Annotated in this window: 24 protein-coding genes and 1 tRNA gene; 7 read left to right on the forward strand and 18 right to left on the reverse strand. The window is 58.1% G+C overall.

The window, feature by feature from the left end; all coding sequences use genetic code 11:
- Nucleotides 1-299 precede the first annotated feature (299 nt).
- The 9 genes from HKN37_06030 to HKN37_06070 all read right to left on the reverse strand — a co-directional run bounded on the left by HKN37_06030 (nt 300) and on the right by HKN37_06070 (nt 8,124).
- Nucleotides 300-593 (reverse strand): cell division protein ZapA, encoded by a 294-nt coding sequence (locus HKN37_06030; protein ID NNE46200.1) that lies wholly within the window; start codon nt 591-593, stop codon nt 300-302.
- Between the two features lie 10 nt (nt 594-603).
- Nucleotides 604-894, reverse strand: a complete 291-nt coding sequence (locus HKN37_06035; GenBank protein NNE46201.1) for a hypothetical protein — start codon at nt 892-894, stop codon at nt 604-606.
- 81 nt (nt 895-975) lie between these two features.
- On the reverse strand, nt 976-3,456 hold the full coding sequence (locus HKN37_06040; protein NNE46202.1) for a phenylalanine--tRNA ligase subunit beta: 2,481 nt from the start codon (nt 3,454-3,456) through the stop codon (nt 976-978).
- A gap of 24 nt (nt 3,457-3,480) precedes the next feature.
- Nucleotides 3,481-4,491 (reverse strand): phenylalanine--tRNA ligase subunit alpha, encoded by a 1,011-nt coding sequence (gene pheS, locus HKN37_06045; GenBank protein NNE46203.1) that lies wholly within the window; start codon nt 4,489-4,491, stop codon nt 3,481-3,483.
- 157 nt (nt 4,492-4,648) lie between these two features.
- Nucleotides 4,649-4,996 (reverse strand): 50S ribosomal protein L20, encoded by a 348-nt coding sequence (gene rplT / locus HKN37_06050; GenBank protein ID NNE46204.1) that lies wholly within the window; start codon nt 4,994-4,996, stop codon nt 4,649-4,651.
- 24 nt (nt 4,997-5,020) lie between these two features.
- Nucleotides 5,021-5,215, reverse strand: coding sequence for a 50S ribosomal protein L35 (gene rpmI, locus HKN37_06055; protein ID NNE46205.1), 195 nt, complete (start codon nt 5,213-5,215; stop codon nt 5,021-5,023).
- 166 nt (nt 5,216-5,381) lie between these two features.
- On the reverse strand, nt 5,382-5,903 hold the full coding sequence (locus HKN37_06060; protein NNE46206.1) for a translation initiation factor IF-3: 522 nt from the start codon (nt 5,901-5,903) through the stop codon (nt 5,382-5,384).
- 59 nt (nt 5,904-5,962) lie between these two features.
- Nucleotides 5,963-7,933, reverse strand: coding sequence for a threonine--tRNA ligase (gene thrS, locus HKN37_06065; GenBank protein NNE46207.1), 1,971 nt, complete (start codon nt 7,931-7,933; stop codon nt 5,963-5,965).
- A gap of 117 nt (nt 7,934-8,050) precedes the next feature.
- Nucleotides 8,051-8,124, reverse strand: a tRNA-Val gene (locus tag HKN37_06070).
- Between the two features lie 366 nt (nt 8,125-8,490).
- On the opposite strand from HKN37_06070, the gene HKN37_06075 reads away from it, so the two are divergent.
- Nucleotides 8,491-8,913: a hypothetical protein gene (locus HKN37_06075; GenBank protein ID NNE46208.1), complete on the forward strand. Its 423-nt coding sequence runs from the start codon at nt 8,491-8,493 to the stop codon at nt 8,911-8,913.
- 66 nt (nt 8,914-8,979) lie between these two features.
- On the opposite strand, the gene HKN37_06080 is transcribed toward HKN37_06075, so the two are convergent.
- From HKN37_06080 to HKN37_06095, 4 genes are all read right to left on the reverse strand, one after another.
- Entirely contained in the window at nt 8,980-9,672 is a 693-nt protein-coding gene (locus tag HKN37_06080; GenBank protein NNE46209.1) for a hypothetical protein, read from the reverse strand.
- Between the two features lie 11 nt (nt 9,673-9,683).
- Entirely contained in the window at nt 9,684-12,170 is a 2,487-nt protein-coding gene (locus HKN37_06085) for a TonB-dependent receptor (GenBank protein ID NNE46210.1), read from the reverse strand.
- Nucleotides 12,171-12,310: 140 nt separating this feature from the next.
- Nucleotides 12,311-12,988 (reverse strand): hypothetical protein, encoded by a 678-nt coding sequence (locus HKN37_06090; protein NNE46211.1) that lies wholly within the window; start codon nt 12,986-12,988, stop codon nt 12,311-12,313.
- A 45-nt stretch (nt 12,989-13,033) separates the two neighbouring features.
- Nucleotides 13,034-14,509, reverse strand: coding sequence for a proline--tRNA ligase (locus HKN37_06095; GenBank protein ID NNE46212.1), 1,476 nt, complete (start codon nt 14,507-14,509; stop codon nt 13,034-13,036).
- Between the two features lie 260 nt (nt 14,510-14,769).
- Between HKN37_06095 and HKN37_06100 the strand changes: the two genes are divergently transcribed.
- Complete coding sequence (locus HKN37_06100) at nt 14,770-16,188, forward strand: hypothetical protein (protein ID NNE46213.1); 1,419 nt, start codon at nt 14,770-14,772, stop codon at nt 16,186-16,188.
- A 192-nt stretch (nt 16,189-16,380) separates the two neighbouring features.
- Complete coding sequence (locus HKN37_06105; GenBank protein NNE46214.1) at nt 16,381-17,961, forward strand: hypothetical protein; 1,581 nt, start codon at nt 16,381-16,383, stop codon at nt 17,959-17,961.
- 14 nt (nt 17,962-17,975) lie between these two features.
- Here HKN37_06105 and mltG read toward each other — a convergent pair whose 3' ends face one another.
- From mltG to tsaD, 3 genes are read right to left on the reverse strand one after another with little or no spacing between them, the layout of a single operon-like run.
- Nucleotides 17,976-19,016, reverse strand: coding sequence for an endolytic transglycosylase MltG (mltG, locus tag HKN37_06110; protein NNE46215.1), 1,041 nt, complete (start codon nt 19,014-19,016; stop codon nt 17,976-17,978).
- Nucleotides 19,017-19,052: 36 nt separating this feature from the next.
- Complete coding sequence (gene pheA / locus HKN37_06115) at nt 19,053-19,436, reverse strand: chorismate mutase (GenBank protein NNE46216.1); 384 nt, start codon at nt 19,434-19,436, stop codon at nt 19,053-19,055.
- Between the two features lie 32 nt (nt 19,437-19,468).
- Nucleotides 19,469-20,473: a tRNA (adenosine(37)-N6)-threonylcarbamoyltransferase complex transferase subunit TsaD gene (gene tsaD, locus HKN37_06120; GenBank protein ID NNE46217.1), complete on the reverse strand. Its 1,005-nt coding sequence runs from the start codon at nt 20,471-20,473 to the stop codon at nt 19,469-19,471.
- Between the two features lie 131 nt (nt 20,474-20,604).
- Here tsaD and HKN37_06125 point away from each other — a divergent pair, with 131 nt between their 5' ends.
- The 4 genes from HKN37_06125 to HKN37_06140 all read left to right on the forward strand — a co-directional run bounded on the left by HKN37_06125 (nt 20,605) and on the right by HKN37_06140 (nt 22,767).
- Nucleotides 20,605-21,114, forward strand: a complete 510-nt coding sequence (locus HKN37_06125; protein NNE46218.1) for a hypothetical protein — start codon at nt 20,605-20,607, stop codon at nt 21,112-21,114.
- A 134-nt stretch (nt 21,115-21,248) separates the two neighbouring features.
- Nucleotides 21,249-21,710 carry a LytR C-terminal domain-containing protein gene (locus HKN37_06130; GenBank protein NNE46219.1) on the forward strand — a complete coding sequence of 154 codons (462 nt, stop codon included), beginning with the start codon at nt 21,249-21,251 and terminating at the stop codon, nt 21,708-21,710.
- A gap of 65 nt (nt 21,711-21,775) precedes the next feature.
- Nucleotides 21,776-22,252 carry a ribosome silencing factor gene (gene rsfS, locus HKN37_06135; GenBank protein ID NNE46220.1) on the forward strand — a complete coding sequence of 159 codons (477 nt, stop codon included), beginning with the start codon at nt 21,776-21,778 and terminating at the stop codon, nt 22,250-22,252.
- Between the two features lie 2 nt (nt 22,253-22,254).
- Nucleotides 22,255-22,767: a hypothetical protein gene (locus HKN37_06140; protein ID NNE46221.1), complete on the forward strand. Its 513-nt coding sequence runs from the start codon at nt 22,255-22,257 to the stop codon at nt 22,765-22,767.
- Nucleotides 22,768-22,791: 24 nt separating this feature from the next.
- On the opposite strand, the gene HKN37_06145 is transcribed toward HKN37_06140, so the two are convergent.
- Nucleotides 22,792-25,647 (reverse strand): DUF2723 domain-containing protein, encoded by a 2,856-nt coding sequence (locus HKN37_06145; protein ID NNE46222.1) that lies wholly within the window; start codon nt 25,645-25,647, stop codon nt 22,792-22,794.
- Between the two features lie 136 nt (nt 25,648-25,783).
- Nucleotides 25,784-26,467 carry a 16S rRNA (cytidine(1402)-2'-O)-methyltransferase gene (gene rsmI / locus HKN37_06150; protein NNE46223.1) on the reverse strand — a complete coding sequence of 228 codons (684 nt, stop codon included), beginning with the start codon at nt 26,465-26,467 and terminating at the stop codon, nt 25,784-25,786.

The following is a 26,467-nucleotide window of genomic DNA, read 5'->3' on the forward strand; positions in this document are numbered from 1 at the left end:
TTTTGGTCGTAACAAAAGAACCCCGGGAGGTAATTAAACCTCACCGGGGCTTGCCGTCAAGACGGCTACGTCCTGCGATGATGATATGAAGAACCCCTTCACATCACAGTGGGTACCGCTCACCTCTTTTTTGGCTTCCCCGGTCGACTCCGAAGAATCGGACCCGTAAGGGCTGGGGCCTGCCGTCCAGAAGCGAAGGATGGCTCCCTCAAGTATAGACTGTTAGGTTCTTACTTTGATAATCGCAGGAGTCTCGTAGACGTACGGTATATCGAAAAGTTCGCGAACGCAATGTCGGATCATGAATGACCCGACAGTACCACGTCCAACCGGTCGCTCAATTCGTCTAACTGCCGGCTCAGCTCTTCTGAGTCCGAAGTCGCACGGCTCTCGTTTGTAAACAGTTCTTCCGTCACCGCGAGGCCGGCGATGACCGCCGTCGTAATATCCTGCTGCTCCGGATGCGCCTCGCGAAAGGCACGCATCTTCGTGTCCAGGTAGGCGGCGATTTCCTTCGTGATCTTCTCGTCGTCCTGCTGAACTCGCAGGCCGTACTCGCGGCCGAGGACGTTGACGCGGACTGACTTCTCCATGAGAAAGAGCCTAGTTTTCGGTCTGTAGGTACTCGTCGATCGTGTCAATGAAACCCCGGACTTTCGCTCGCAATACGTCCGGGCGCTCATCGAATACGATGCCTGGTTTCTTGCTGGTCTTCGTGACCGACGATCGAAGTTTCGCAATATTTGAGGACATGCGTGCATTCTCACTGCGAAGACGCACGATCTCGTCTGCGGCGGCTTCTACGCGCCCGCGAAGGCGTTCCAACGACTCCGTCTTTCGAGGCCTCGCGAGATGCTCAGCTTTTCCGTTCCGGGTCTTGCCTTTCGTCGACATCGACTTCACCTCCATTGGCTCGACACGGAAACTGCTGCGCGTCTCAGCCTGTTCGTGGACTTGACTCAGGAATATATAAATCTACTCGCGAAGATCAGCGTTGTAGACACGGACAACTGTGCGCACGACCTGTTCGACCCGGGCATCCACCTCCTTGTCGGTCAACGTTCTGTCTGCCCCGAATCGCAAGAAGAAGCCGATGCTCTTCTTGCCCTGGCCGATACTTTTACCTGCATACACGTCAAAGACGCTGACCGATGTCAGTAGCGGGCCGCTCTCGTTCCGGATGGTGTCGAGCATCGGTCCCGCAGACTGCCCTGCATCGACGACAAACGCGAGGTCACGCTCGACGGTCGGAAACCGGCTGATCGGGGAGTACGTGCGGGTCTCGATCGAGGGCATCCTGTCGAGTATTCGCGTCCAGTTCAATTCAGCAAACAGCACGGGGCCGGCAAGGTCGTGCTCCTTCGCGACTTCCTCGCGTAGCTGTCCGGCGAAGCCGATGTAGACGTCCTCTGCGAAATACGAAAGGCCGTGCTCGACGATGGATGATGGCTCGTCATGCAACCGCGTAGTCACGTTGCCGATTTCTAGAAGGTCCGGTATGGCTGCTGCCGTGCCGGAGATATCGTGGAAATCAAATGTGTGAGGCTCATGCGACCAGTGTCGCTCTCCGTCCTGACCCGTCAGGAGCAAGGCAAGTGCTTCATGCTCCTCATAGCCCGGTACTATGGACGATTCGTGCTGCTGTCGCGAGAAGACGTGACCCACTTCAACGAGCCGGATATCGGTACGGCCATGGTTCGCGTTGTGGCGCGCGACTTGCAGAAGTCCGGGAATCAGGCTCGGTCGAAGCGTCGTCATCTCCTGCGTAATCGCGTTGGCGGTAGTCACAACCTCACCACCATACAGGTCGCCGGAGATGACTTCGTCGTAGAACGCCCGAGCTCTTTCTTCCGGCAGTAAACTGTTCGTGTAGATCTCCCGATATCCCCATCCCGTGAGGCGCGAGAAAAGAAGCTCGCGGGCGCCATCCTCTTTGCGAGTACGCGGAATGAAGCCGGGAATCCGTGAAGTGCGCGGTTCCTCGATCTTGTCGTAGCCGTGTAGCCTCGCAATTTCCTCAATGACATCGATTTCGCGCTCGATGTCTGGTCTGAATGGCGGAATTGTGCAGGACAGTCGATCGCCGTCACCAACGGTAACCCCGATTCCGATCGCCTCAAGTTGCCGGACCGCCTGGGGGCGCGGAATGCGTGTGCCGAGTACGTGATCCGCACGCATCATCCGAACTTCGAGTTGGCGCAAGACGTGAGGGGCTGGATGCACGTCGACGATTCCGTCAATCACGGTGCCATCTGCGATTTTGGCCATGAGCGTCGCCGCGCGCATCGCCGCCACAGCCTGGACCTCGGGGTCGACTCCTCGCTCAAATCGATACGAAGCGTCCGTCTGAAGTCCTGTGTGCCTCGCGGTACGTCGTACCGTCGATGGATCGAAGTAGGCGCTCTCGATCAGTACGTTGACGGTTCGATCCGAAACCTCCGAGTTCTGGCCGCCCATCACGCCGGCAATGGCGACGTCGCGTTCGCCGTCACGGATCATTAGCGTGCCCGCAGGGAGTTCGCGTTCCTTGTCGTCCAGTGTCGTGAATTTAGTCGGCGCCTCGGTTGCTCTGACCTCAATTCTGGCACCGGACAGTTCATCAAGATCGAAGGCGTGCAACGGCTGGCCGATCTCGTACATCACGAAGTTTGTGATGTCGACGATGTTGTTGCGCGGACGCAGCCCGACCGCTTCAAGTCGGACCTTCAACCAATCGGGTGATTCTCCCACTCGAACGCCCTCAACGACGACGCCCACATACCTGTGGCACAGCTCGGGAGATGCAATGGTGACGGCCACATGATTCCCGGCCTCCCCTGGCCCGGTAGGGATGGTCACCTCTGGAATGCGAAGTGGCTGGTTCGTCAGCGCTGCAACATCACGTGCAATACCAACATGACAGGTTGCATCCGGCCTGTTGGGCGTCACCGCAATATCGATAACGAAGTCCTCGCGTCGACCGGTCGTTCGTTCCAGGTATTCCTGTAAGGGTTCGCCGATCTTTGCGTCCTTAGCCAGTACCATGATGCCCGAGTGATCTGTCGACAGTCCGAGTTCGTCTTCGGCACAGATCATTCCGTTCGACTCCACACCACGCATCGAACGACTGGATACAACGATGTCCGAGAATCCACCCTCGGCTCTGGTATCAGGAATCGAAAGGCGTGCACCAATTTTCGCGACGGGCGCAAGTTGACCCGACTCCACATTGGGTGCTCCGCAGATGATCTGCAGGGGCTCAGAGGCTCCAACGTCGACAGAGCAAACGGTGAGCCGGTCGGCGTCTGGGTGCCTGTCAACACTCAGGACATGTCCGACAACAACGCCGTCGGGCATGCCGCCGATCGCGTCCACCGACTCGACCTCGAGGCCTGCCATCGTCAGCATATCTGCCAGGTCAGCCGGAGAGGCCGTGACGTCGACGTATTCTTTCAGCCAGTTGTAACTGATCTTCATGATCGCGGAAGCAGGGGTTCGATATCAGAATTGATCGAGGAAACGGAAGTCATTTTCGTACAGCAGTCGAATATCCGGGATGTCGTGGCGGAGCATGGCGATTCGCTCGATCCCGATACCGAATGCGTAGCCCGTGTAGCGCTCGGAATCAATGCCAACGTTGGTAAACACATTCGGGTCTACCATACCGCATCCCAGTATCTCAAGCCAGCGTCCTCCTTCGGGCAGCCGGCTGTCTTCCCACCAGATGTCGACTTCGGCGCTCGGTTCGGTGAAGGGAAAAAAGGATGGCCGAAATCGCATCTTCACGTCGTCGTGAAAGATCGCTCGCGCGAACACGTGGAGATCATGTTTGAGGTCTGCGAAGGTCACTCCTTCATCGACGAAGAGTCCTTCGACCTGATGGAACAGACAGAACGATTTGTATGACAGGGCTTCGTTTCGATATACCCGCCCCGGTACCAGGACACGGACCGGTGGCTTCTGTTCGCGCATCACACGAATCTGAGCCGGCGATGTATGTGTCCGCAGCAGCACGCCATCGTCGCCGGTTTCAGACGGCGAGATGAACAATGTATCCTGCATGTCTCGTGCCGGATGATCGGCCGGGAAGTTGAGGGCCGTGAAGTTGTGCCACTCGTCTTCTATTTCGGGGCCCTCGGCAACAACGAATCCCATACGCTCGAAGATCTGCAGGATGTCGTTGCGGGTCTTTGTAATCGGATGGATTGAGCCGCGAGCCGGCACGCGCCCCGGCAGCGTCAGATCGATCGCCGATGCTGCTGCGCCGGATCGCGCGGCAAGGCGTGTGCGAGCGGAGTCGATGATCTGCTCCACGAGCGCCTTGAGTTCGTTTATCTGCTGGCCGTAGGCCCGACGCTCTGCGGGTTCGACGGACGGGATTCCCTTGAGCAGACTGGTGATTCGCCCCTGCTTCTTGCTGAGATACTTCAGCCGAAACGTCTCGATCGCCTCGGGTGAGTCGAGTCGTTCGGATTCAATTTCGCTGCGTATCTGGCTGAGATTGTCGGACATTAGTTATGCATACTCCCGGTCCAGTAATGGAAAAACCCGCCGGTCCTGCAGAGAGGGGGCGGGTCTTTCGGTCTCAAGACCGTCGGATTTGCGCTTGGTACCCTGCTCGGCAGGCGCTAGTGGCCAAACGCTACAAAAATCTGAGCACAGGTGATAGTCACGACGTCGCTTGTTTGACAACCCGCTCGAAAGCTACCGGGTCGTGCATGGCGAGATCGGCGAGGACCTTCCGGTTCAATTCGATGTCCGCATTGCGGAGGTCGCCGATGAGTCGGGAGTACGACGTGCCGTTTATTCGGGCCGCTGCATTGATTCTCTGAATCCAGAGGCGACGGAACTGCCGCTTGCGCGCACGCCGGTCACGGTACTGGTACTGGAGGGCCTTGTCGACCGCGTGTTTTGCGACTGTATAGATGGTGCCGCGGCGACCCCAGTATCCACTGGCCATCGCGAGAACGCGCTTTCTGCGACTCTTGGCTGCGACTCTATTCTTCGTACGAGGCATTTTGTTCTACCTGGGACGGATGCGTCAGGATACGATGAGGCGCTTGATGCGCGACTCGTCCGCCGGGTCTACCAGCGTCGACTTCCTGAGATTTCGCTTCCGTTTCTGCGATTTCTTGGTAAGAATGTGGCTGTGGAACGCGCTCTTACGCTTCAGCCGACCGGATCCGGTTAGCTTGAAGCGCTTCTTCGCACCACTATTTGACTTCATTTTCGGCATGTGATCGCAAGAAAGAGGGCCGGCATGCGATATTCCGCGTTGGGCAGGCCCGAAAAGGTGTTGCGTGTAGCTCAGAAATGTACGGAAGAATGCAGCCGCTTGGCAACTGACCGGAGTGCGAGCGACCGTCCTGCAGTCGGATATTCAATGAAGTTTGGAGCGGTTTCTACTTCCTGGTCTTCAACGGAGCCAGGATCGTGGTCATCCTGCGACCTTCCATTCGAGGTGCCTGGTCAATCTTCGCGACATCACTCAGTTCCTCAATGAAACGGGCGAGGAGGTCCATTCCGTGGTCTTTGTAGATAATGTCGCGGCCACGAAACTGCACATATGCGCGAACCTTGTCGCCATGGCCCAGAAACTCGCGTGCATGCTTGGTCTTGAAGTCGAAATCGTGTGTGTCCGTGTGCGGCCGAAATCGAATCTCCTTGAGCGCAATCGTGTGCGCATTCTTGCGCGCTTCCTTTTCCTTCTTCTGTAGCTCGTATCGATACTTTCCGTAATCGATGATCTTGCAGACGGGAGGATCTGCCCCGGGTGATATCTCTACAAGATCAAGGCCCCGCTGTTCGGCCAGCTCTATTGCGTCCTCAATCGTGTAGACTCCATGTGCTCCCTCCGGATCTACGACCCGAACCTTGTCGGCCATAATCTGACCGTTGATTCTAATCCTCTTGACTCTTGCCATTCAAACTCCGTAAACGTGAAACAAATGCGTGTAACTACGCAAGTTAGTGTAAGTGAGGTTCAATTGCCGATCCGCCGGGATGGTGTCCGAAGCATGCCCTGGTTGACTTCGGATCGGAGCATCTCGACGAACGCGTCGATGGCTGATACTTCCTGGGCACCGGCTCCGTGTCGGCGTACGGCGACCGTTCCATCCTCCTGCTCACGTTTTCCCACGACAAGCATATATGGAGTCTTGGCGGTTTCCGCCTCCCTGATCTTGTAGCCGATCTTCTCGTTACGGGTATCGGCGTCGGCCCGGAAGCCTGAATCGCGGAGTTTCTCGACGATCGAGTGCGCGTAGGACTCGAAATCCTGGCCGATCGGAAGAACGCGGACCTGCAGCGGAGCGAGCCAGGTCGGGAAATTGCCTCCACAGTGCTCGATCAGAACTCCGATAAACCGCTCCAGCGAACCAAACGGCGCCCTGTGAATCATGACCGGGCGGTGCTTTCGGTCGTCTGTTCCGACATACGTGATGTCGAATCGCTCGGGGAGATTGTAGTCCAGCTGGACCGTCCCCAGTTGCCAATCACGGCCCAGGGCATCCTTCACCATGAAGTCCAGCTTGGGGCCGTAGAATGCGGCTTCACCAATAGCCTCGAACGTGTCGAGGTCCATTTCTGCAGCTGCCTCGCGGACGGCCTGCTCGGCCTCGTCCCACTGGGCGTCTTCTCCAACGTACTTCTCGCTGTCATCGGGATCACGCAGAGACACCTGCGCCTTGAAGTCGTGGAAGTCGAGGGCACGAAAGACCTTGAGCGTCAGATCGATGGCGTCCTTGAACTCGTCCTTGACCTGGTCCGGACGGCAGAAGATGTGCGAATCGTCAATCGTGAATCCCCTCACACGCGTGAGGCCTCCCAGCTCGCCCGACTGCTCGTACCGGTAGACCTGTCCGAACTCCGCCAGCCGTACCGGGAGGTCGCGATACGAGTGCAACTTGTCCGCATACACCTGGATGTGATGCGGGCAGTTCATGGGCTTGAGCAGGTATCCCTCGCCGTCCTCAGCGTTCTCGATCATGGGCGGAAACTGGCTGTCACTGTAATACGGGTAGTGCCCGCTCGTCCGGTACAACTCGAGTCGTCCGATGTGCGGCGTGACAACAGGCTGGTAGTCGCGACGAAGTTGCTCTTCCTTCAGGAATCCGATCAGCGTATCACGAAGGATCGCACCCTTTGGAAGCCACATCGGCAGGCCGGGACCAACCTTCTGGCTGAATGTGAACAGTTCCAGTTCGCGGCCAAGCTTGCGATGATCGCGCTGCTTTGCCAGCTCGAGTCGCTCCAGGTGCTCGTCCAGCTCCTTCTTCTTCGGGAAGCTGATTCCGTAAATGCGTGTCAGCTGCGGTCTTCGTTCATCGCCACGCCAGTACGCGCCTGCGATGGCAAGAAGCTTGGGATATTTGATTGCGCCGGTTGACGGGATGTGCGGTCCGCGACACAGGTCAGTGAAATCACCCTGGGTGTAGAAGGTGAGCGTCTCGCCTTCCAGATCCTCGATCAATTCGAGCTTATACTCGTCACCCTTCGCCGTGTAGTATTCGAGGGCCTCCTGTTGCGACACTTCCCGCCGTTCGTACGCGACGTTCCGACGCCCCAGCTCGTGCATCTTCGCCTCAATGGTAGCAAGGTCATCGGTTGAGAGCTTCCGGTCTCCGAGATCGACGTCGTAATAGAAGCCCTGCTCGATCGGGGGGCCGATCCCGAATTTTACACCGGGATACAACGTCTCAAGCGCTTCGGCCATGAGGTGCGCTGTCGAATGCCAGAACGCCATCTTGCCGCCGGCATCATTCCATGTCAGAATTCGAACGCCGGCATTGCCCTCGATCGGTCGAGCCAGATCACGGACCTCTCCGTCAAGCTCGATCGCCAGTGCATTTCGGGCGAGGCCCTCCGAGATCGAGCGAGCAACATCGTGCCCGGTAACACCCGGTTCGTACTCCCTGACGGAGCCGTCTGGAAACTTTAACTCAACCTGTGGCATGGCGATGACTGACGGTCAGGCGTTTGCGGTTCTGGAGCGAAAGAGAAAGGCGCACCGCCGACATCCGACGGAGCGCCTCGGCCTTTCTGGAAACGGACGCCTCAGGGCGTCGAAGAGTGGGTCCTACTGGACTTGAACCAGTGACCTCTACGATGTCAACGTAGCGCTCTAGCCACCTGAGCTAAGGACCCCCGTAGAAATATATCAACGGCATAGAACGACCGCCAACGCTTTACGCTGAGAAAAGATCTCACTGCCGCTGACCATCACCTGACGGTGATGGAATACACTGGTTCTTCAACGACGGTCCAACGGCTCACAATTGGCGCGCACGCTTTCGGGACGCAGCAGGTAGGCGAGGAACGGGGGGAGCGTCCGGGGTGGAGCGTGGCTGGCAAAGCAGAGCGCACAGCAGGGACGCCGGATCCAGCGGGATTTGAATCCGGCACGCTCGCCAATCATTCGAATGACACTCCGGCCCCCGCAACGCCTGTTTGCTTGGCCCGTTTCAAAACGGTCTTCCGGATTTTAAAAGAAATACCGGGCTGCCGATACCGATGGTCAGCGAACTGTACAGAATCGGCCAGATGACTTACGACCTGTTTGTTTCCGGAACGCCCAAGAAGCGCATTCGAGTAGATCGCGATCCTATCGCAGGTCGACTGGGTGCCCCGAAGCCGTTGCTGAGGCGGTTTCCGCCGGTGCTGCAGTTCCTTACCACGCACTCGCCGGATGTTGAAGCCCGGCTGCGCGGGCTCTGTCTTGACGCGTATCGCCGCGGCAAGAGTCTGGAAGACATCTGCAGCGAGATATACAATTTCGCTTTCTCGCTCGGCTATGAGGCCACAATCGGCGTCCAGGAGGTCTACAGCTCGTCCATGCCCTCTTTTCCGCAGCAGACGGTCATGTCCGCACTGCTGCTGATAGATCTTCAGAGCACCTACGATACCAACGGGGAGTCCATGCGACGAGCCGGGTAATCGTCACGATCAACGTTCAGGCAAGGGCTGCTTCCACTGAGGTAGCCCTTTTCATTTGTGGTCCTGTCAGAAATCGACACGAACGCTCAGCGAAGGCCACGCCCCGCCGCGCGCCGGTGGCCCAAGCGACAAACTCGCCGGCAGGTTCTTGTTGCTGCGACTGGCGGCTCGCACGGCCACGAGCGCCGAGACAATCCTGTTCGCTACGAGGGCCGCGATCAATGCCGACTTGCGTCGGCCCAGCGACTCAGAGTCTCCGCGAAGGTCGCGAAACGACAGGAATCCCTCCTCATCCTCCCACTCCCACTGAAACGACGGATCCGAGACGTAGTCCAGTTGGTCCCAGGCGCGATTGCGGAGTTGCACTTCCAGGTATTCATCCGAGGATCGAAACGTCGCAAGATTGAGAAAAAACGTTCGGTCCTTGCCGTCGACGTCTGCCCGTGCACGCGATACCGCCAGAGCCTCGTAAGTATCTATCCGGTTGTTGCGCGTGCGGACGGTTTCGTAGAGGCCGAGCCAAACCGCCACGTCGGCGAGCGCAAAGACGGTGGCGGCGCCGTTCCAGCTGCCGCCGTTTGCGTATCGCTGCCCGAGTCCCGGAAGCACCAGACTCATGGCTGCCGCTGCCGCCGGCGCCCTGTGAGACTGGACGTTCGAACCGACATCGACCGGCTGGGCGGTGGCCGTTATGGTCGCCATCAACAAGGTTGCCGCGAGCAATACCGATCTCACCGGCAGCGACAAAGTACTTCTCACTTTACGTGTCATCAGAATTCGAGTCGAACCCGTACGTTGATCGTGCGGGGCGTCAGGCGCGTCGGGATTCTGTTCCAGATTCCGGAGGCGTCAGGCACCCATGAGTAGGACACCGTATTGATCATATCAAAGACGTTCAGCAGCTCCCCGGTCAGCTGGAGCCTAACCGGGCGGCTGAGACCGCGCTCGAACACGATAAGTTCTTTGGTTGCACCGATGTCGAACCTGAAATATCGAGGATATCGAGCCGACAAGCGCGGGCCGGGCTCCTGTGTCACAATATTGCCGAGCGTTTCGCCGGGCACCGGAGGCGTGTACGGAAGCCCGCTTCCGAAGAGCGTGCGCAGATGCAGCTTCCAGGACTTGTCTCCGGGAATGTAATCCTGTACGTACAACGACACCGTGTGCCTCTGGTCGGTAGGCCGAGCGACGCGACCCGCATTGTAGTCTGTCTCGAAGTCATCAGAGAATTGCTCCCGTGCGACGAGAAAGCTGTAACTCGCCCAGCTCTCAAGCCCCGGAACGAACTCCCCACGAAGTTGCACATCCACACCGTATGCCTGGGCCGTGGCGTCGTTGTTGCCGGAGTATCTGATCCGGACATTCTCAATATCGTAGGAGATCACATTGCTGATGTCCTTGAAGTAGGCCTCGGCCCGCAGGATGAGCCGACGCGAGGGCACGAACCGCTCGATGCCGGCGACAATCTGATTTGAGCGCTGCGATGTCAGGTCACGGTTGAGTGCCCCCAGAATCGTTTGCCCGGGCTCGGGTCGACCGCGGAGTTCCCTGTACCCCGGCGCCTGGTAATAGACACCCCAGGACGCCAGAAAACTCGTGAGCTTGTTGTGCCTGTAGCGCGCCGATATGCGCGGCGAAAACGTAACTCGCTTGTTGAAGCTGAAGTAGTCGGCGCGAACCCCGGCCGTCACCATGAGCTTGCCCGGGTCGCCCGGAAAGACGTCAAGTTCGTCCTGCAGATATGCTCCTGCCTGCGATTCGCTGAAAGTGGCATTTCCCTCGAGACTGTCGGCCACGATCCGGACGATGTCGCCTTCCAGATTCGGGCCGATGACAACCGACTTCTCGAAGATGCGATCCCGAAAACGCATCGCTCGCCCGTAGTAGCCCACCTCTGCCGAGTGACTTCCAACCGGAAATCGCCAGCGGCCCTGGCCGGTAAGCATCGTGACCCCGATCTCGTTATCGGCCCGGTCTTCTGTCCGCGACGCGCCGATGGGGAACTGGCCGTCCCCTGCGTCGGGATTTTCACTTCCCGGATCCACCTGGTAGAGTACGGCCGTTCCGTCCAGAGTAAACTGCTCCGTCTCCTCCGTGTCGAAGTAGGAGAAATCGTGGCTCACGGAGAATCGGTCCGAGATCGTCTTCGTCAACCTGGCACCGCCGAACGTCGTCCGGTAACCGTCCGACTCCTCGTTGTCGGGATCGAATGTCGTCCAGAACGACTTGATGTTGTTTGGCGCAATCGTCGGATCCTGACTCAACGTGCCGAAGAAGGTGCGACGCGAATTTGGATCCAGGCGGAACTCGTGGTCTGCAACGATGCCGAGCAGCGTCAGGTCAAACCCGGCTCCCGCTCTGATGTCAACCATGGCCTGAACATCTGAAAAGTCCGGCTCGTAGTTCCCCTTCAGTTCCTGGGTCTCGAAGAAGTTGGACGCACGCGCTTTTCGTACACCGAGGACCCAGCCGATGCGGTTGTTGAGCGCCGACGAACTGGCTGTCACAGCCGCGTCAAGGAGTGAGACATGAGCGGAACCGCGAATGAGCTGTCGCGACGGGCGCACATAACTGACGTCGAGTGCTGATGAGAGCTTCCCCCCATATCGCACAGGGAAGCCTCCGGTATAGAATGTAATCTTGTCGGCCAGGTCTGCGTTCAGCAGGCTAAGTCCTTCCTGCTCACCCTGCCGGGGACGGAAGGGGAGAAAGATCTCGAAACCTTCCACGAACAGGAGATTCTCGTTGAGGCCACCGCCGCGCACCGAGAATTGATTCGACATCTCGTTATTGGAGGCCACGCCGGGCATCAGTTTCAATGCCCGAAGTGGATCTCTCAACGGACTGGGGATGTTCTGCACACTCTCCGGGTCCATCTGGAACACGCCGACCGCAGTCTCCGGCCGGTTGCCCTCGATCGTTATTACATCGAGTTCCATGGCGGACTCTCGAAGCACGCGGTCCAGACGAACGGTCTGACCCCGAACGATGCGTATCGGGTGTTTGGAGGTTTCGTAGCCGATGGCCGAGAACTGGAGCGTGTACGAGCCTGCCGGCATGCGAAGGGAATAGCGACCGTTCCCGGCTGAGGATGTACCGAAGTTAGTGTCGTCGATGATCACCGTAACGCCGAAGATCGGCTGTCCCGTCGTGTCAGAGACGGTACCAGCCACACCGCCCCAGTTCTGCCCCAGTACAGGGGTGAACGGGACGCACAGAAGGAATAACAGTAGGCGCCGCGCCAAAAGCCTCCGCATCAAGAAATGTCGCCCGGGGATTCGTTTGAGTAGCTACGGTAACGGTATGCTATATGGCGACGTGATGCGGTTGGTGATTGCGCTCCTGAAAACGCGCCCCCCGAAGGGGCGTTCCATTCGGGCAGGGGCATTTTTCCGTGTCAAGTGGTGTGCGACAGCGGAAGGATCGTATTGATTAGCATGAGCAGCAAGTACGGAACGACAAAGCCCACTGCTGCTCCGACCACCACCTGACCGCGCGAATGGGCTCGCAGATGCAGCCGGGCCCAGCCAACAGCCGCCACGATTGCGATGGCAGCCACTCCGAATATCCACGGCGATAGTTCGAATGAGAGCCCGGCTGCCGCTGCCGTGCCGCGGAGATAGAACACGACCGACAGAAATCCTGCCGCCGACGCCGTGTGCAGTGAGATCCTCCAGTTCTGATTGATGAGAATCAGAAGCAGAGTCCCAAGCACATAGGCGATGAGAATCGCGACGACGAGATCGCGACCCGTCGAAAGCACGAAATACGCCATGCTCAGCAACATCAGGGCAGCGGCAACGGCGATCATGAGCGCCGTCGTACGGTGACGCCGATTTTCGAGATTCAGAGATGCGGACCGGCCGGAACGCACCATCCAGATCAGGTAAAGTGCAGGCGCCACCGAGAGCATGACAAATGCTGCAGATACGAGAATTGTTGTCTCTGCAGCCCGCGCTTGAAGTCCGTCGAGAACCAGCCACATCAGCAAGGGTGGCATGATCAGAGGGTTCACCACGTATGTGATGATCAATGCAAACCGGCTGGCTGCGGAACCCCGGCGCATTTCACTCACGGTTGACGAAGGAGTGATGCGATCCGATTCCACTGGGCAGGCAGGCTAGTAGGCGCGAGCGAAGATGACGCGTCCGGAGGACGGCTTGCCGGTGACCATGTCGACTCCTTCCTCGTCACTCTGGTCGAGCGGAATGCAGCGGATGGTCGCCTTCGTCTCGTTCTTGATCACGGCTTCGGTTTCGGCCGTGCCGTCCCAGTGCGCCAGCACAAATCCTCCTTTTTCCTCAAGAATAGATTTGAACTCGTCGTACGTGTCGGCCGTGCTCGTGTGCTCCTCGCGGAATGCCAGCGCACGCGTGTAAAGATTGTTCTGGATATCGTCCAGTAGTTGCTGCACGTGCTCAGTCAGCCCCTGCATCGCGACGACCTCCTTCGACCTCTCGTCTCGTCGGGCAACCTCCACAGTCCCATTCTCAAGATCTCTCGGTCCGATGGCTATGCGAACCGGCACACCCTGCACCTCGTGCTCGTGGAACTTCCAGCCGGGCCGCTGGCTCTCTCGGTCATCGAGTTTCACGGAGACGCCCGCATCGTCCAGTTCCTTCCGGATTTCGGCCGCAGTTTCAAGGACTCGCACGCGATCTTCTTCCTTCCGGTAGATAGGGACGATCACGACCTGTGTCGGCGCAAGGCGAGGCGGTATCACCAGACCCTGGTCGTCCGAATGGATCATGACCAGGGCACCGATCAGTCTGGTCGAAACGCCCCACGACGTGGCCCAGACATATTCGAGCTCGTTGTCCTTGTTCTGGAACTGGCAGTCGAACGCCTTTGCAAAATTCTGACCGAGGAAATGGCTCGTACCCGCCTGGAGCGCCTTTCCATCCTGCATCAGCGCCTCAATGCAGAACGTGTCGTCGGCGCCGGCAAACCGCTCGCTGGCCGTCTTGACACCCTTGAGCACCGGGATCGCCATGTAGTCCTGAACGAAATCAGCGTACAGGTCGAGAATCAGCCGCGTCTCTGCCAGAGCCTCGTCGCGGGTTGCATGCGCGGTGTGTCCTTCCTGCCACAGAAACTCCATGGTTCTCAGGAAGAGACGCGTGCGCATCTCCCAGCGGACAACATTGCCCCATTGATTCAACAGAATCGGAAGATCTCGCCACGACTGAATCCACCGGCTGTACGCGTCCCAGATGATCGTCTCGCTCGTCGGTCGGACGATCAGATTTTCTTCAAGCTTCGAATCGGGATCGGGCATGAGGCCGGTCCCGTCATCTTTGACTTTCAGTCGCGAATGTGTGACCACTGCACACTCCTTCGCGAAGCCCTCGACATGCTGTGCTTCGCGAGCCATGAAGGACTCTGGAATGAAAATCGGGAAGTAGGCATTCTCGTGTCCGGTCTCCTTGAACATGCGATCCATGACCGCCTGCATGTTTTCCCAGAGTGAGTACCCGTTGGGACGAATAATCATGCACCCCCGCACCGGAGAATAGTCTGCCAGTTTGGCGCCGAGAACTACGTCCAGATACCACTTCGAATAGTCCTCTGAGCGGGGTGTAATAGCGTCAGCCATAGTGTACAGTTTTGGAGATTTTGCAGGACACCAGATCCTTTCAGGTGCCGTTGTACGCTCGAATTGGCCGCGAATCCAGGCGCGGCTCGGTATTTGCGCGAACTTCAAGCAACAAGTGACCGAATATACCGGTGCCCCGAGGCCGTGTCCACGACCGGGGCGACGGCTCGGTCAGGAGACGAAACACGATGAGCAAACGTACGTTGTCCAAGGCAGGCGAGAAACTAACGGAAGATGTCCAACGAGAGTCGCCAGGTACTATGAAACACATTACGAACAGACTCACACTTTGGCTGGGCATCGCGGCGTCCGCCATCCTGGTCATTTCCACGACCGGGTGCTATACGCAACTGGCCGCTACGGACCGGTACGAAGACCGCAGGCCGGATCGCGTCGTAATTGTGGAGGACGAAGATGGTAACATCGTCAGTGAGGACTACTATGGCGATGACGTCTATTACGAGGAAGACGCGTACTACACGCCGAGAAGATATCGACGCTACTTCGGCACTTACTACGGGGATCCGTTCTACTACGATAACTACTACTCGTATCCCTACGGGTCGTACGGGCCGCACTACTACGATCCGTTCTACTATGGCTCGTCCTTCTCTTTTGGCTTGTCCTTCGGGTGGCCGTACTCGCACTATGGCAATTACTACAGTCCATACGGGTACAATTACTACCGGCCGTTCTATAGCAACTACTACAGACCATACTACGGCGGGTACGGAGGCTACTACAACCCGTACTATGCGTCAGGATACAAGACTTACCGGCCGAACAGATTCATCCAGTCTCGAAGATCGGTTTCAGGCCGGGGTTCGCTGGTCGATCGCACGAGAACGAGCCGTGGTTACACGCGTGGTACAATCGACCGAAGCGGGACCTCCAAGGACGATCGTACACGGAGCCGGAGCGTAACGCGGACCAACACTGGAGCGACGACGACGTCGAAGGACGGAACTCGATCCTCTGGCACGCGCGGCGTGACACGGTCAGGTTCGAGGACAAACGTAGGTCGGTCAACGTATAGCGGTGACAAGAAGAGCAGCGGCCGCACGGGATCAAGTCGGTCCGGTACGTCTCGAACGGTCAAGCGGAGAGGCAGCGACGATAACTCGAAGAACGAGCTCCGATCCGGAAGGGATGGGCGCTCATCGCAGGGGGTAGGTCGAACCACGACTCCTTCCAATCGCAGAGTTATCTACCGCGGCAGCGCGAGCTCTCTGAGAGATCGCTATCAGCGCTCCGATCGTTCGAATTCTTCGGAGCGTTCGAGTGATGGATCGCTGCGCCGCCGGTATGATCGCGATTCGCAGGCCCAGGGAACACGCCGTACGTATTCGCCCGATAGCCGCACGACTCGAAGTCGATCGACGACGGTGACGCGGCCGTCCTCGCGCTCATCAAATTCAAAGACCGTTCGTTCCTCGGGCAACAGCCGGCAGGTTCGCAACAGTCGACCGAGTGGAAGTCGTCGCGTTTCTGCTCCGAAGCGCAGTACCTCGACTCGCAGCAGAGCGACCCGGTCAAGTTCGAGCCGCAGCGGTAGCAGCAAGTCGGTTCGTTCGTCCGGCAGCAGCCGCAGTAGTTCAGGCGCCCGGACCTCTTCGGGCCGCTCGTCTGGCAGTTCGAGCAAAAGCTCTGGCAAGAGCTCGAGAAGAAGCCGAAGATAAACCAGCTTTGACGTGCCGCCGTGCGGTGCGCTCTTCGCGGCCGCACCCGTGTTCTGAGAAAAACTGACAGGGGGGTATGGCAGACTCCGGGTTGGGCCCGTGCCTGCGCGCGGGCCTTTCTTATGCCCTTGAGACAGGCTGCCAGGACCCCCGGACAAGAATAGGAATCAGACTAGTTACAGGAGATAGATCATGAGCAGGCGAAACTGGACGACCCACATTGCAGCTCTCTCACTGACGATCTTGCTCGCACAACCTGCCTTTGCTCAGGATGGCGAAGACGCTTTGAGGTTCACAGCACGACAACCCTCGGTGGGCGTGCGCGCTCTCGGCCTCGGTGGTGCGGGGACGGCGGGTATCGCCGATCTCTCGGCACTTTACACGAACCCGGCAGGACTTGCATACCTGAAAGGCTCCCTCTTTTCCGGAGGACTCACGTCGTTTACGACGGACGACGATGCGATATACTCGCTGGGTACTTTTCGTAACGGATCGAGCAACGACGTTTCCGATACAGGTCTTGACCATCTGGGGTATGCCCATCGGGTTCCCACGCGGCGAGGCGCCCTGGCAATCGCAGCGAGCTACCAGCGGGTGCAAACCTTCAGCAGGGAGCTGTTCTTCTCGGGAACCAACGATGCCAATTCGGCGACCGAGTTCTTTCTGCCTCTACCCGGCGAGTTCGAGATCGACGAGGATCCTGGAAACGACGGTATTGCGGGCACAGCCGACGACGTGTTTACGCCGTCGTTTTCCCGAGCACTCTCGTTCATCGGTTTCGAAACGTTCGGCATTGATCTCGATATCGACGCATACGAAGCAGGAGATGACGTACCGTTCTTCCCGGCGGTGACGACAGGCTCGGTAATGCAGCAAGGCGTCGTATCTGAAGAAGGCAGCATGCATGAATTCAGTCTCGGCACGGCGTTCGAAGCTTCTCGAGGCGTGATGGTCGGCGTGACTCTCAACGTTCCATACGGCAAATGGGAATACAGTCGGGTCTTTGATGAGGACGACTTCCAGAATGACAATGACGGACTTGCCGGCACGGTCGATTTTGATGCGCTTACGTGGACTGAAACCGTGCAGTCCGAGCTGGTAGGAGTGAACCTGCGCGCTGGAGTATCGCTCGAGGCTGCCAGGGACTTCAAGGTCGGATTCACCATCGAAACGCCGACGTTCTACTCGATCAGTGAGGATTTCGCGACGTTTCTCGAGACGCGCTTTGACGATGGCTTCGAGTCCAGCTACGGTTTCGACTTCGACGACGACGTCGGGAACGGCACGTTCGACTACGAAATCACCACGCCGTGGCGCCTTGGTGCGGGACTGGCCTATCGCCTGGGAGATCTGACACTACTCGCCGACGCTGAGTTCGTCGACTGGTCTCAGATGGAACTCGGTTCGGACGACTTCGCCTTCTTTCAGGAGAATCAGGACATTTCGCAGAATCTCCAGCAAGTCGTGAATACGCGGTTCGGCGCCGAGTACAAGATCAGCGACTTTGTCGTGCGCGGCGGCATCGGTTACCAGCCAGATCCAAGAGATATCCGGGTGGATTTGCGAACGGACGTAAACTCTGTCGATCGCGACAAGATGTTCTTCTCTGCCGGCTTCAGCTACCTCCGGCAGGGCAAGTTTGCGATTGATCTCGGTTGGTCTCAGGAGCGGTTCGACGACCGTTACGCGCCGTACAACGTAAGCGGAGCACCCGTCGTCGACGAGGAGATCGTCCGTAACCGCGCGTCCCTTGGCGTTCGCGTGTTTATCTGAGACTCCGCCGCGTTCTAGCCACCGACCTGGGCTCTGCGCTGCTGCATCAGGCGTCGGTAGTTTCTGGCGTTGCGCTGATGCTCCGTAAGGGTCCTTGAGAAAATGTGGTTGCCTTCGCCGGTCGCAACGAAGTAATAGTACCGGTGCTTCTCCGGGCGCAACACGGCCTCGACGGAAGACATCGACGGATTGGTGATAGGACCCGGTGGAAGGCCCGCGTACAGGTAGGTGTTGTAAGGATGCGTGATTTCGTAGTCCTTAAAGAAGAGTCTGCGTTTGGATCCCTCCAGGGCCAGGATCGCAAACTGAACCGTTGGATCAGCCTGAAGGCGCCAGCTGTTTCGTAGCCGGTTCAAGTACACTCCTGCGATGCGTGGTTTTTCATCGACGATGTCGCTCTCCCATTCGACTATCGATGCAAGCGTAACAGCGTCGTCGGCGGTAAGCGGCGGCTCCGCGGTGGCACCCGCAACAAGGCGCTCGTAGCGCCGATCAAATTCCTTCCGGATCGTCCGAATGACATCCTCAGGAGAGGTCTGCCAGTAGAAGAAGTAGGTCTCCGGCATAATGAACCCGAACAGGTGCGTCGTGTCTGTTGACAGCGACCGGGCAAGCGAGGTGTCAGACAGTGCAGCGAGAAACGAACCGGAGTCGAATGCCATGTTGCGGGCTGCGACGGCGGCAACGACTTCGCGACGCGAACCCGGCGGAATGGTGATTCGGATTGGCGACTGCAGTCCTTTTCGCAGGGTCTCGAGCATGTCGTAGTTCGAGGCGTCGGCCGGAATCTCGTAGTACCCCGCCTTGATCTGATCACCCCATCCCGTGACACGGGCCATAAGACTGAACGTTGTGGCAGACCGGAGCAGGCCATCCGCAGCCAGCGAATCTACTGCCTGTGCAAAACTGCTCGACGGAGCGATCTTGACCGATTTCTTTCCCTCAAAGCCGCCCGTGTTGGGGGCAAAAGCGACATAGTAGAGGATTGCGCACCCGCCGACGAAGAGGGCGACAACACCGACAGTGAGGATGGCAAAAGTTCTTGGACGGGACATGATCTGCATTCGAATGTTCCGAGAATGTAGTGCCGCTCAATCGTCATGAGGGTCACCTTCTCCGGAGAGGGGTTCTTCTTGATATAGGTGTCGTTCGAGTGAACGCGTTTCGTCTATGATTCGTTCAAACAACCGGCGGACCGCCTGGTCAGGGAGCGGGCCGGGGTTGCTGGACACCACGTTCGCAATCACCTCGGTCTCGCGGCTCGGCACATATACCGGCATGCCATTGTGCTTCTTGATCAATCCGATCTTGTTCGCACATACCGATCGTTCGTTCAGCAGGTTCATCACGGCGACATCGATGGCGTCGATGCGATTGCGCCACGCGTCGAGGTCGGCTACAGAAGGATCGTCCGATACCTGCGGCCGCTTGTCGGAGATAGAATTAACGAGTTTCAGGGCGGTCTTGATGAGCATGAGAGCGTCCGGTTCGCGGGCGGACCCGCTGCTCAGCTAAACGCTGCGTTCGCGTCGGCTGTCAGAGTAAATGGACTTGAAAGGCCCGCAATCAACTTATAATAGCCTGCAGTGGCGATCATCGCAGCATTGTCCATGCAATAGATCGGACTTGGTATGAACAGGGCAAGGCCGCGATCCTCGCAGTATCGCTCGGCCGCCTCGCGAAGTGCGGTGTTCGCCGAGACACCGCCGACGATGGCGACGCGCGCGGCGCCGGTTGCATCCACCGCCTTTGCCAGCTGGGTCATGAGCATACTGACCACGGCATCCTGAAACGAAGCACAGACATCCTCGAGATGTTGCTCCAGAAATACGTGCCTGTCCTGACCGTGCGGTTGTTTCAGGAAATAGAGAACAGACGTCTTGACGCCGCTGAACGAAAAATCAAATCCATCGAGTGCTGCGCGGGGAAAGCGGTGAAATCCCGGATCTCCCGCAGAAGCGAGTCGGTCGACTTCCGGCCCGCCCGGGAATGGCAGTCCGAGCATTTTCCCCACCTTGTCGAAGGCCTCTCCGGCGGCATCATCACGCGTGGATCCAAGGAGCTCGTGACGAAACTCCGCATCAACGTGGACAAGCATCGTATGGCCGCCAGAGGCCACGAGACAAAGGAACGGGAACTCCGGGACAGGCTCCTCGATGAACACCGAGTATATGTGGCCGTCCAGGTGGTTCACTCCGACGAGCGGAATGCCCCGGGCCGCTGCCAGCGCCTTGCCATAGCTCAGGCCCACCAGGAGCGAGCCGGCCAGTCCCGGACCGTATGTGACGGCCACCGCATCAATTGACTCGATGGAGGCGTCGGCGGTCTCGATTGCCTGCTCGACAACTGACACGATATTGCGCTGATGGTCACGAGAAGCCAGTTCCGGCACCACCCCGCCGAATTGCTCGTGCAGAACCTGCGACGACACAATACTGGACACCAGTCGGCCGTTAGTGACCAGCGCGGCCGCCGTGTCATCGCAAGAGCTCTCGATTCCGAGGATGGTCATTTTAGCGCAGTGGTCGGCGGAAGCCCCGGACGCAATCGCTGCGTGGGGCAGAACCTTGGGTCATGAATTACGTTATTGACATCACAATGAAGCGGCTATATACTCCGCGTATGTATTCCTGGAGGGAGTAGATGAGATCGATCCTGACATCGTCAATCCTGGTAGCAATGCTGATTCTGGCCACGCCGGCTGAGGCTCAGCTCCGCGCCGCCTCCACGAATGGGTCGTCGCCGGTGCAGCTTTATGACAGCGGTGCGAAGGGGTTCCTGATGAATACCCTCTTCAATCCACAGCACTTCAAGATGAACCACTCGTTCGAGATGTCCATGGGCTCCGGTGGTGGATATTCATCTTCCCTGGCGATGTATACGAATTCCATGCTGTGGAAGTTTGGAGACAAGTTCGCAGCGCGGGCTGATATTGCCATGGCGTACTCTCCGTACAGCAGTGGATTCAACGGGGGAGGTTCGTTCTCGCAGTCACCCCGCGTGTTCCTGCGCAATGCCGAGATCAACTACCAGCCGCTGAAGAACATGCAGATTCATCTGTCCGTGCGTCAGAGTCCCTACGGCAGCTATGCATCTCCGTTCGGCTACCATGCGTCTCCATACGGGTACTATCCGCGTTATCGGTATCGGTGAATCACGAACCGTCCAGCGAGGCGTCAGGATACTTGGGTACTATAGACCGCTCTCTTGATAACGATTTAGCGCGATGCCGCCGGTCCCAGCTGCATCGCGGTTTTTTTTGCCGCAAGGGCGCAGACAGCTAGCCTATGGTCAGTGCAAGGGCGGCATGGTCCAACCGGCTGCTCACTACAATACTTGTGGTGACCGGTGTGGCTGCAGCGTTACTTCTGTACGCATTTGGAGTTCGAGTGCTTGCACCCCGTGTCGACTCTCAGAGAGTAATTGAGGACGGCAAACTGGTCGGCAGTACGATACAGCTTGAAGTTCGAAACGGCTGCGGTGTGGCCGGCCTGGCAGCAATCACGACGCAGTACCTTCGCGATCACGGATTCGACGTGGTAGAGACCGGCAACTACAGTGTATCCGACGTCAAGCAGTCCAAAGTGATTGACAGGGTCGGAGATATGGAGTCGGCCGCGAAGGTGGCCCGCGTGCTCGGTATCGCTGAGGAACGTGTCGAACAGGACATCAATGCTGACCTGTATCTCAATGCGTCCGTCGTAATAGGCATGGATTACAAAGACATGAAACCGTTCGAGCCCGACTGAAGAATCCGGTCAGATGTTCAATCGTATGCAATCGTAACCTCGCCTTCTCAACAAATCACTGCTTCATGACTCAATCGGAACTACCGTCCATTCCTCAACGCTCCGGCAGCGAGAAACGAGCCACGAACAACCCGTCGACGGCTCTTGCCGCCAGTGCCATGGACGCCGCGCTTGACAAGAAAGCCCGCGATGTGGTGGTCATGGATCTGAGAGGTATCAGCGGCGTCGCCGATTTCTTTGTGTTGTGCACGGGAGATTCCGACGTCCAGATCAAGGCTATTGCCGAGTCGGTGCGCGGGGATATTCGATCGAAATACAAGGAGAAGCCGTGGCATGTCGAGGGGCTCGACCATCTGCAGTGGGTACTTCTGGATTATGTGGATGTCGTGGTTCACGTGTTTGCGGAAGGACGGCGGTCCTTCTATGAGCTCGAGCGTCTTTGGGGGGATGCAGAAATTGGCACAGTGTCCTCCGAAGGATCGTCTGCTGACATCCCGTTTCTTCAGAGCCCCGCCGCCCGGGCGGTTCGCCACGGTGATTGATCATGAATACCCGAACGATCTTCCACTTGCTTTCTTCGTCAGCGATTGTCCTCCTTCTGGCGTCCTGCGCGGGACTTCGACCAGCTGAGCTGCCGCCCGATGAGCAATTCGGCCATCGCTTTGAAGGCAAGGCAGCGGACGGACGGGAGACGATCGTGATTCGGGCGCCCGAGACGGAAATCGAATACGTCCACTTTCCAGCCGTTCATGACACCGTGCACGTACGGCCGGCGGTTGCGGAGTCTCCCGATGGTGCAGGAACCCGCGTCGAGGTGTTGATCAAGGGCGCGTTCCCTGACTCTTGCACGGAACTTGACTCCGTAGAGCAGGAACGCGCGGCTCACATCCTCAACGTCAGGCTTCAGATGCGGCGACAACGTGGCGTCCTTTGCGCGACCGTGGTGCGACCCTACCGCTTCTATCTGTTGCTTGAAGGACTGTACGAACCGGGGCACTACTCGCTGAAGATCAACGATTCGTCACACCCGTTTGTCATCAGGGCCGTCGACCGGTAGGCTGGCCGGAAGCCCGACCGCAGGTCAATTATCGTTGGCGGACCGGGCCGTTGATTGCTCGAAGAGCACCTGCAATTCCTCGGGGGACTGTCGGAATGTGCTGTCGTCGAAGAAGTCTGCGATCCGGCCGCCGAGTTCGGACGCGAGGACGAAGTCACCGCCGTCCATGTAGATCAGCCGCACAAGCTGAACATACCGTGCTGCCAGCTCCAGCTGACGCTGCGTAGTGGCCGTTTCCAGTCTCCGGAGAACAACAGGTTCCGCACGCCTGGCGATCTCCACGGCCTTTTCTGAGGCACCGACTGCCTGATACGCGTTCGCCATCATCACAAACGTGTTGGCGTCACCGGGTACCGTCTCGAACGGCATCTTCAGCATGAGCGTGTCCAGCAGCGCCCGTGCTTTGGCGCCCTCGCCGCGGCGCGCCAGACTCTGCGCCGCGTGCGAATACACGCTGCGGTAGTTGTCGAGCATATTTCGAATATTCTCGTCGAAGTACACATCCGGATCGTCCAGGCCACGCAACCTGAACGCAGCCAGGCGCTCCGGTGTGATCTCGGGGTCGACACGCCCGAGGAATCCTTCGTCGTGCGGAATCGGAACGACGCGCTGCGCCTGCCCTTCAAGCTGAAAATAGTTCTCGAGATTCAGAAGCCCGTCGGGGCTGACCGTTACCGCAAAGTAGATCGGGCGGCGCCAGTTCTGTCGGGCGTTCGTAACGAGAATGTCGAGCGCCGCCTGGTCGGCGGCATGCAGGTAATTGTACTCCTCTGATAGTGGTCGTCCCTCTAGCGTCCACTTCATCGGGCTCTCGACGAGGCTTGTATCATCGAGCGAGAATCCCATCTCGGAGTCACCAAAAAGTGCCTTCTTGTCCACAGGCAGGGTAACCTCGTTCGGCCGCCACGCTCGCGGTCCAATGGCGTCAATCTGGTCGTCCGACATCGACATGGGTAGCGGTGCGGAGTCCCGCGAAGACTGGTTCTTCAGCTGCCGGAGGTACCACGAGGTATTCATCAGTGACAGGTTTGCGACGCGGACGTCCTGTCGAACACCCTCCACTTCCTGCAGATACCACAGAGGGAAGGTGTCATTATCACCATTCGTGAAGATCACGGCGTCGTCCGCGAGGCTCATCAGCATGTTGTAGGCGTAGTCCGGGGCGACGTATCGGCCGGAACGATCGTGATCGTCAAAATTCGCTACAAGCATGACGAGTGGTACAGCGACGAAAATCAGGCCTCCAGTGACGAAAATCAGACCACGCGTTGCGGATTCCGTCAGGCTGCGGGTTCGACATGCCTGGCGTACAAACTCGATCAGTCCCGCGGCGCCAATCCCGATCCACAGCGAAAAAGAGAAGAAGTTGGCCACATAGGCGTAGTCCCTCTCCCGGGGTTGCATCGGCGGCTGGTTGAGATAGAAGATTATTCCTACCCCCGTCATCACGAAGAGCACAAAGACGGCGAACGCTCTTCGCCGGTCACGAGAGAAGTGGTGCACAAGGCCGAGCAGACCCAGAAGGAACGGGAGAGCGAAATACGCATTGCGCGACGCCTCCTCGCTCGGCGTCTGGAAAAACGGGACGTCCTTGTCCCCATCCAGAAACGACATACCCGTAATGAAGGGGGCATCCTGGATGTCGCTTGCGCGTCCGATAAAGTTGAACGCGAAGTATCGGAGATACATGTGGCCGATCTGGTAACTCAAGAAGAAGTCCAGATCTGAGTCATAGCGCCTGTACTCCCGCCAGTGTACCTGATCGGGGGAATGTCGTCTGGGGAAATAGACTTCTTTCTCACCGAGGCTTCCGGTCCGATCGTCGAACGTGTTTCCCTTGAAAATGGGCGTCGCGCCATATTGCTCACGCTTCAAGTACGAGACGATCGCGGCTGCATTCTCCGGGTCATTCTCGTCAATAGGAGGATCGGAGGCGCTTCGGATGAAGATGAGGGCGTAGGCGGAGTATCCGATAAGGACCATCACGAGCGACACGGCAATGAGATTTGCCGGCGCCATCCGCTTTTTATTCGTGTAGTAGACAAGGAATACAACCCCGGCCACGAGTCCGAAGAGCAGGAGTACGGGCGAATCCATGTTGCCGGCCAGCGTCGGCAGCCACAGAATGACACCGGGATAGATCACCAAGAAGGCGGCCGAAGCGACGGCACCAGCTGCGATGAGTCCCATTACCACCTGCCTGGTCGTCCAGTCCTGTCTCTCAAACTCGGTGTAGAAGACGATCAGTGCGATGAAGAACACGGCCAGCAGATTCAACAGGTGGACGCCGATCGCCAGTCCGAACAGATAGGCGATCAGAATAAGGTACCGGTTGGCCTGTAGTGTGAAGGGATGCTGACCGCCACTGTGCGATGCCTCTTCGACACGAGCCTGCTCGCTCCACTTCAGGATTAGCCATACGACGACGGCGGTGAAGAACATCGACATCGCGTACACTTCTGCCTCAACCGCGTTGAACCAGAACGAGTCCGTCACCGCGAACGTGCAGGCACCAATGACGCCTGCAAAGAGCGCGGTGATGCGGTCGAGGGCGCCGGTTGAATCCTCCGCCTGCCACTCTCGAACGAGGCGTACGATAATGAGGTGCGCGAGGAGGACCGTAAAGGCGCTTGCAGCGACCGATACCAGGTTGACGCTGAGCGCGACGTAGGCATCCGGTACGAACATCGAGAAAAGTCGGCCGACGAGCATGTAGAACGGCGCACCCGGCGGATGCGAGACCTGCAACTGGCTCGCAATGGCTATGAATTCGCCGGAATCCCAGAATGAAGCCGTGGGAGCTACCGTCAGAAGGTAGAGGACCAGCGCGTAGACGAATACCGCGGCCGCTACAAGCCGCTCTGTTCGAATCCAGTTCATAGAGGCTGCGGACAAACCGGCTCCTGCTCACGATGCGGACGGAAGCGTCTGCGTGCTCGCGAACGATAGAGCGTACGATCGAAGGGAAAAATAGCTACGTGCTAACGCGGTCTTGGCCGTATTGATTCAACGGCATTCAGGGCGATTCGACCTTACCGGCTCCTCCGATCACCACGACAAATTCGCCTTTTTGCTTCGTGCGCGTCATCAGTGTCTGACGAACCCCGCCGATTGAGCCTCGCTCGACCTCCTCGAATTTCTTCGTCAATTCCCGTGCCACCGCGATAGGCCGCTCGGGTCCGCAGAGCTCCTCCAGTTCAGCGAGTGTCTTCAGAATCCGGTGTGGGGATTCATAAAAAACGACGGTGCGCGTCTCCGCAGCTATCTCCTGCAGCCTGGCCTTTCGACCTTTTTTCGGTGGAAGAAATGCCTCGAAGACGAAGCGCTCGCTCGGAATTCCGCTTGCCACCAGTGCCGGAAGAACGGCACTCGGCCCCGGTAAAGGAACGACGACGACGTCGTGTCGATGACACTCACGTACCAGATAGAATCCGGGATCCGAGATGCCGGGCGTGCCCGCGTCACTTATGAGAGCAATGCTCGCTCCCGCTTTCATGCGAGCGATCAGATGAGGAGTGCGTGTGCGCTCGTTATGATCGTGGTACGAGATCCGCCGGGTCGTGATGCCGTAGTGGGAGAGGAGTTTGCCGGACGTACGGGTATCCTCGCACGCGATAAGGTCTACCTGTTTCAGCACGTCGAGCGCGCGCAGGGTGATATCCTGCAGGTTTCCGATGGGTGTAGGAACGATGTACAGCAT

It is taken from the genome of Rhodothermales bacterium (genome assembly GCA_013002345.1).
Classification (GTDB): Bacteria; Bacteroidota; Rhodothermia; order Rhodothermales; family JABDKH01; genus JABDKH01.

What these genes read in the sequence shown, in the direction of transcription:
- HKN37_06130 (NNE46219.1), top strand. Translation starts at nt 21,249, where the DNA reads ATGGTCAGTGCAAGGGCGGCATGGTCCAACCGGCTGCTCACTACAATA.
- HKN37_06060 (NNE46206.1), bottom strand. Translation starts at nt 5,903, where the DNA reads ATGGCAAGAGTCAAGAGGATTAGAATCAACGGTCAGATTATGGCCGAC.
- HKN37_06075 (NNE46208.1), top strand. Translation starts at nt 8,491, where the DNA reads ATGGTCAGCGAACTGTACAGAATCGGCCAGATGACTTACGACCTGTTT.
- rplT (NNE46204.1), bottom strand. Translation starts at nt 4,996, where the DNA reads ATGCCTCGTACGAAGAATAGAGTCGCAGCCAAGAGTCGCAGAAAGCGC.
- HKN37_06140 (NNE46221.1), top strand. Translation starts at nt 22,255, where the DNA reads ATGAATACCCGAACGATCTTCCACTTGCTTTCTTCGTCAGCGATTGTC.
- tsaD (NNE46217.1), bottom strand. Translation starts at nt 20,473, where the DNA reads ATGACCATCCTCGGAATCGAGAGCTCTTGCGATGACACGGCGGCCGCG.
- HKN37_06095 (NNE46212.1), bottom strand. Translation starts at nt 14,509, where the DNA reads ATGGCTGACGCTATTACACCCCGCTCAGAGGACTATTCGAAGTGGTAT.
- rsfS (NNE46220.1), top strand. Translation starts at nt 21,776, where the DNA reads ATGACTCAATCGGAACTACCGTCCATTCCTCAACGCTCCGGCAGCGAG.
- HKN37_06035 (NNE46201.1), bottom strand. Translation starts at nt 894, where the DNA reads ATGTCGACGAAAGGCAAGACCCGGAACGGAAAAGCTGAGCATCTCGCG.
- HKN37_06100 (NNE46213.1), top strand. Translation starts at nt 14,770, where the DNA reads ATGAAACACATTACGAACAGACTCACACTTTGGCTGGGCATCGCGGCG.
- mltG (NNE46215.1), bottom strand. Translation starts at nt 19,016, where the DNA reads ATGTCCCGTCCAAGAACTTTTGCCATCCTCACTGTCGGTGTTGTCGCC.
- HKN37_06125 (NNE46218.1), top strand. Translation starts at nt 20,605, where the DNA reads ATGAGATCGATCCTGACATCGTCAATCCTGGTAGCAATGCTGATTCTG.
- HKN37_06105 (NNE46214.1), top strand. Translation starts at nt 16,381, where the DNA reads ATGAGCAGGCGAAACTGGACGACCCACATTGCAGCTCTCTCACTGACG.
- HKN37_06145 (NNE46222.1), bottom strand. Translation starts at nt 25,647, where the DNA reads ATGAACTGGATTCGAACAGAGCGGCTTGTAGCGGCCGCGGTATTCGTC.
- pheS (NNE46203.1), bottom strand. Translation starts at nt 4,491, where the DNA reads ATGTCCGACAATCTCAGCCAGATACGCAGCGAAATTGAATCCGAACGA.
- rsmI (NNE46223.1), bottom strand. Translation starts at nt 26,467, where the DNA reads ATGCTGTACATCGTTCCTACACCCATCGGAAACCTGCAGGATATCACC.
- HKN37_06085 (NNE46210.1), bottom strand. Translation starts at nt 12,170, where the DNA reads ATGCGGAGGCTTTTGGCGCGGCGCCTACTGTTATTCCTTCTGTGCGTC.
- thrS (NNE46207.1), bottom strand. Translation starts at nt 7,933, where the DNA reads ATGCCACAGGTTGAGTTAAAGTTTCCAGACGGCTCCGTCAGGGAGTAC.
- pheA (NNE46216.1), bottom strand. Translation starts at nt 19,436, where the DNA reads ATGCTCATCAAGACCGCCCTGAAACTCGTTAATTCTATCTCCGACAAG.
- rpmI (NNE46205.1), bottom strand. Translation starts at nt 5,215, where the DNA reads ATGCCGAAAATGAAGTCAAATAGTGGTGCGAAGAAGCGCTTCAAGCTA.
- HKN37_06030 (NNE46200.1), bottom strand. Translation starts at nt 593, where the DNA reads ATGGAGAAGTCAGTCCGCGTCAACGTCCTCGGCCGCGAGTACGGCCTG.
- HKN37_06040 (NNE46202.1), bottom strand. Translation starts at nt 3,456, where the DNA reads ATGAAGATCAGTTACAACTGGCTGAAAGAATACGTCGACGTCACGGCC.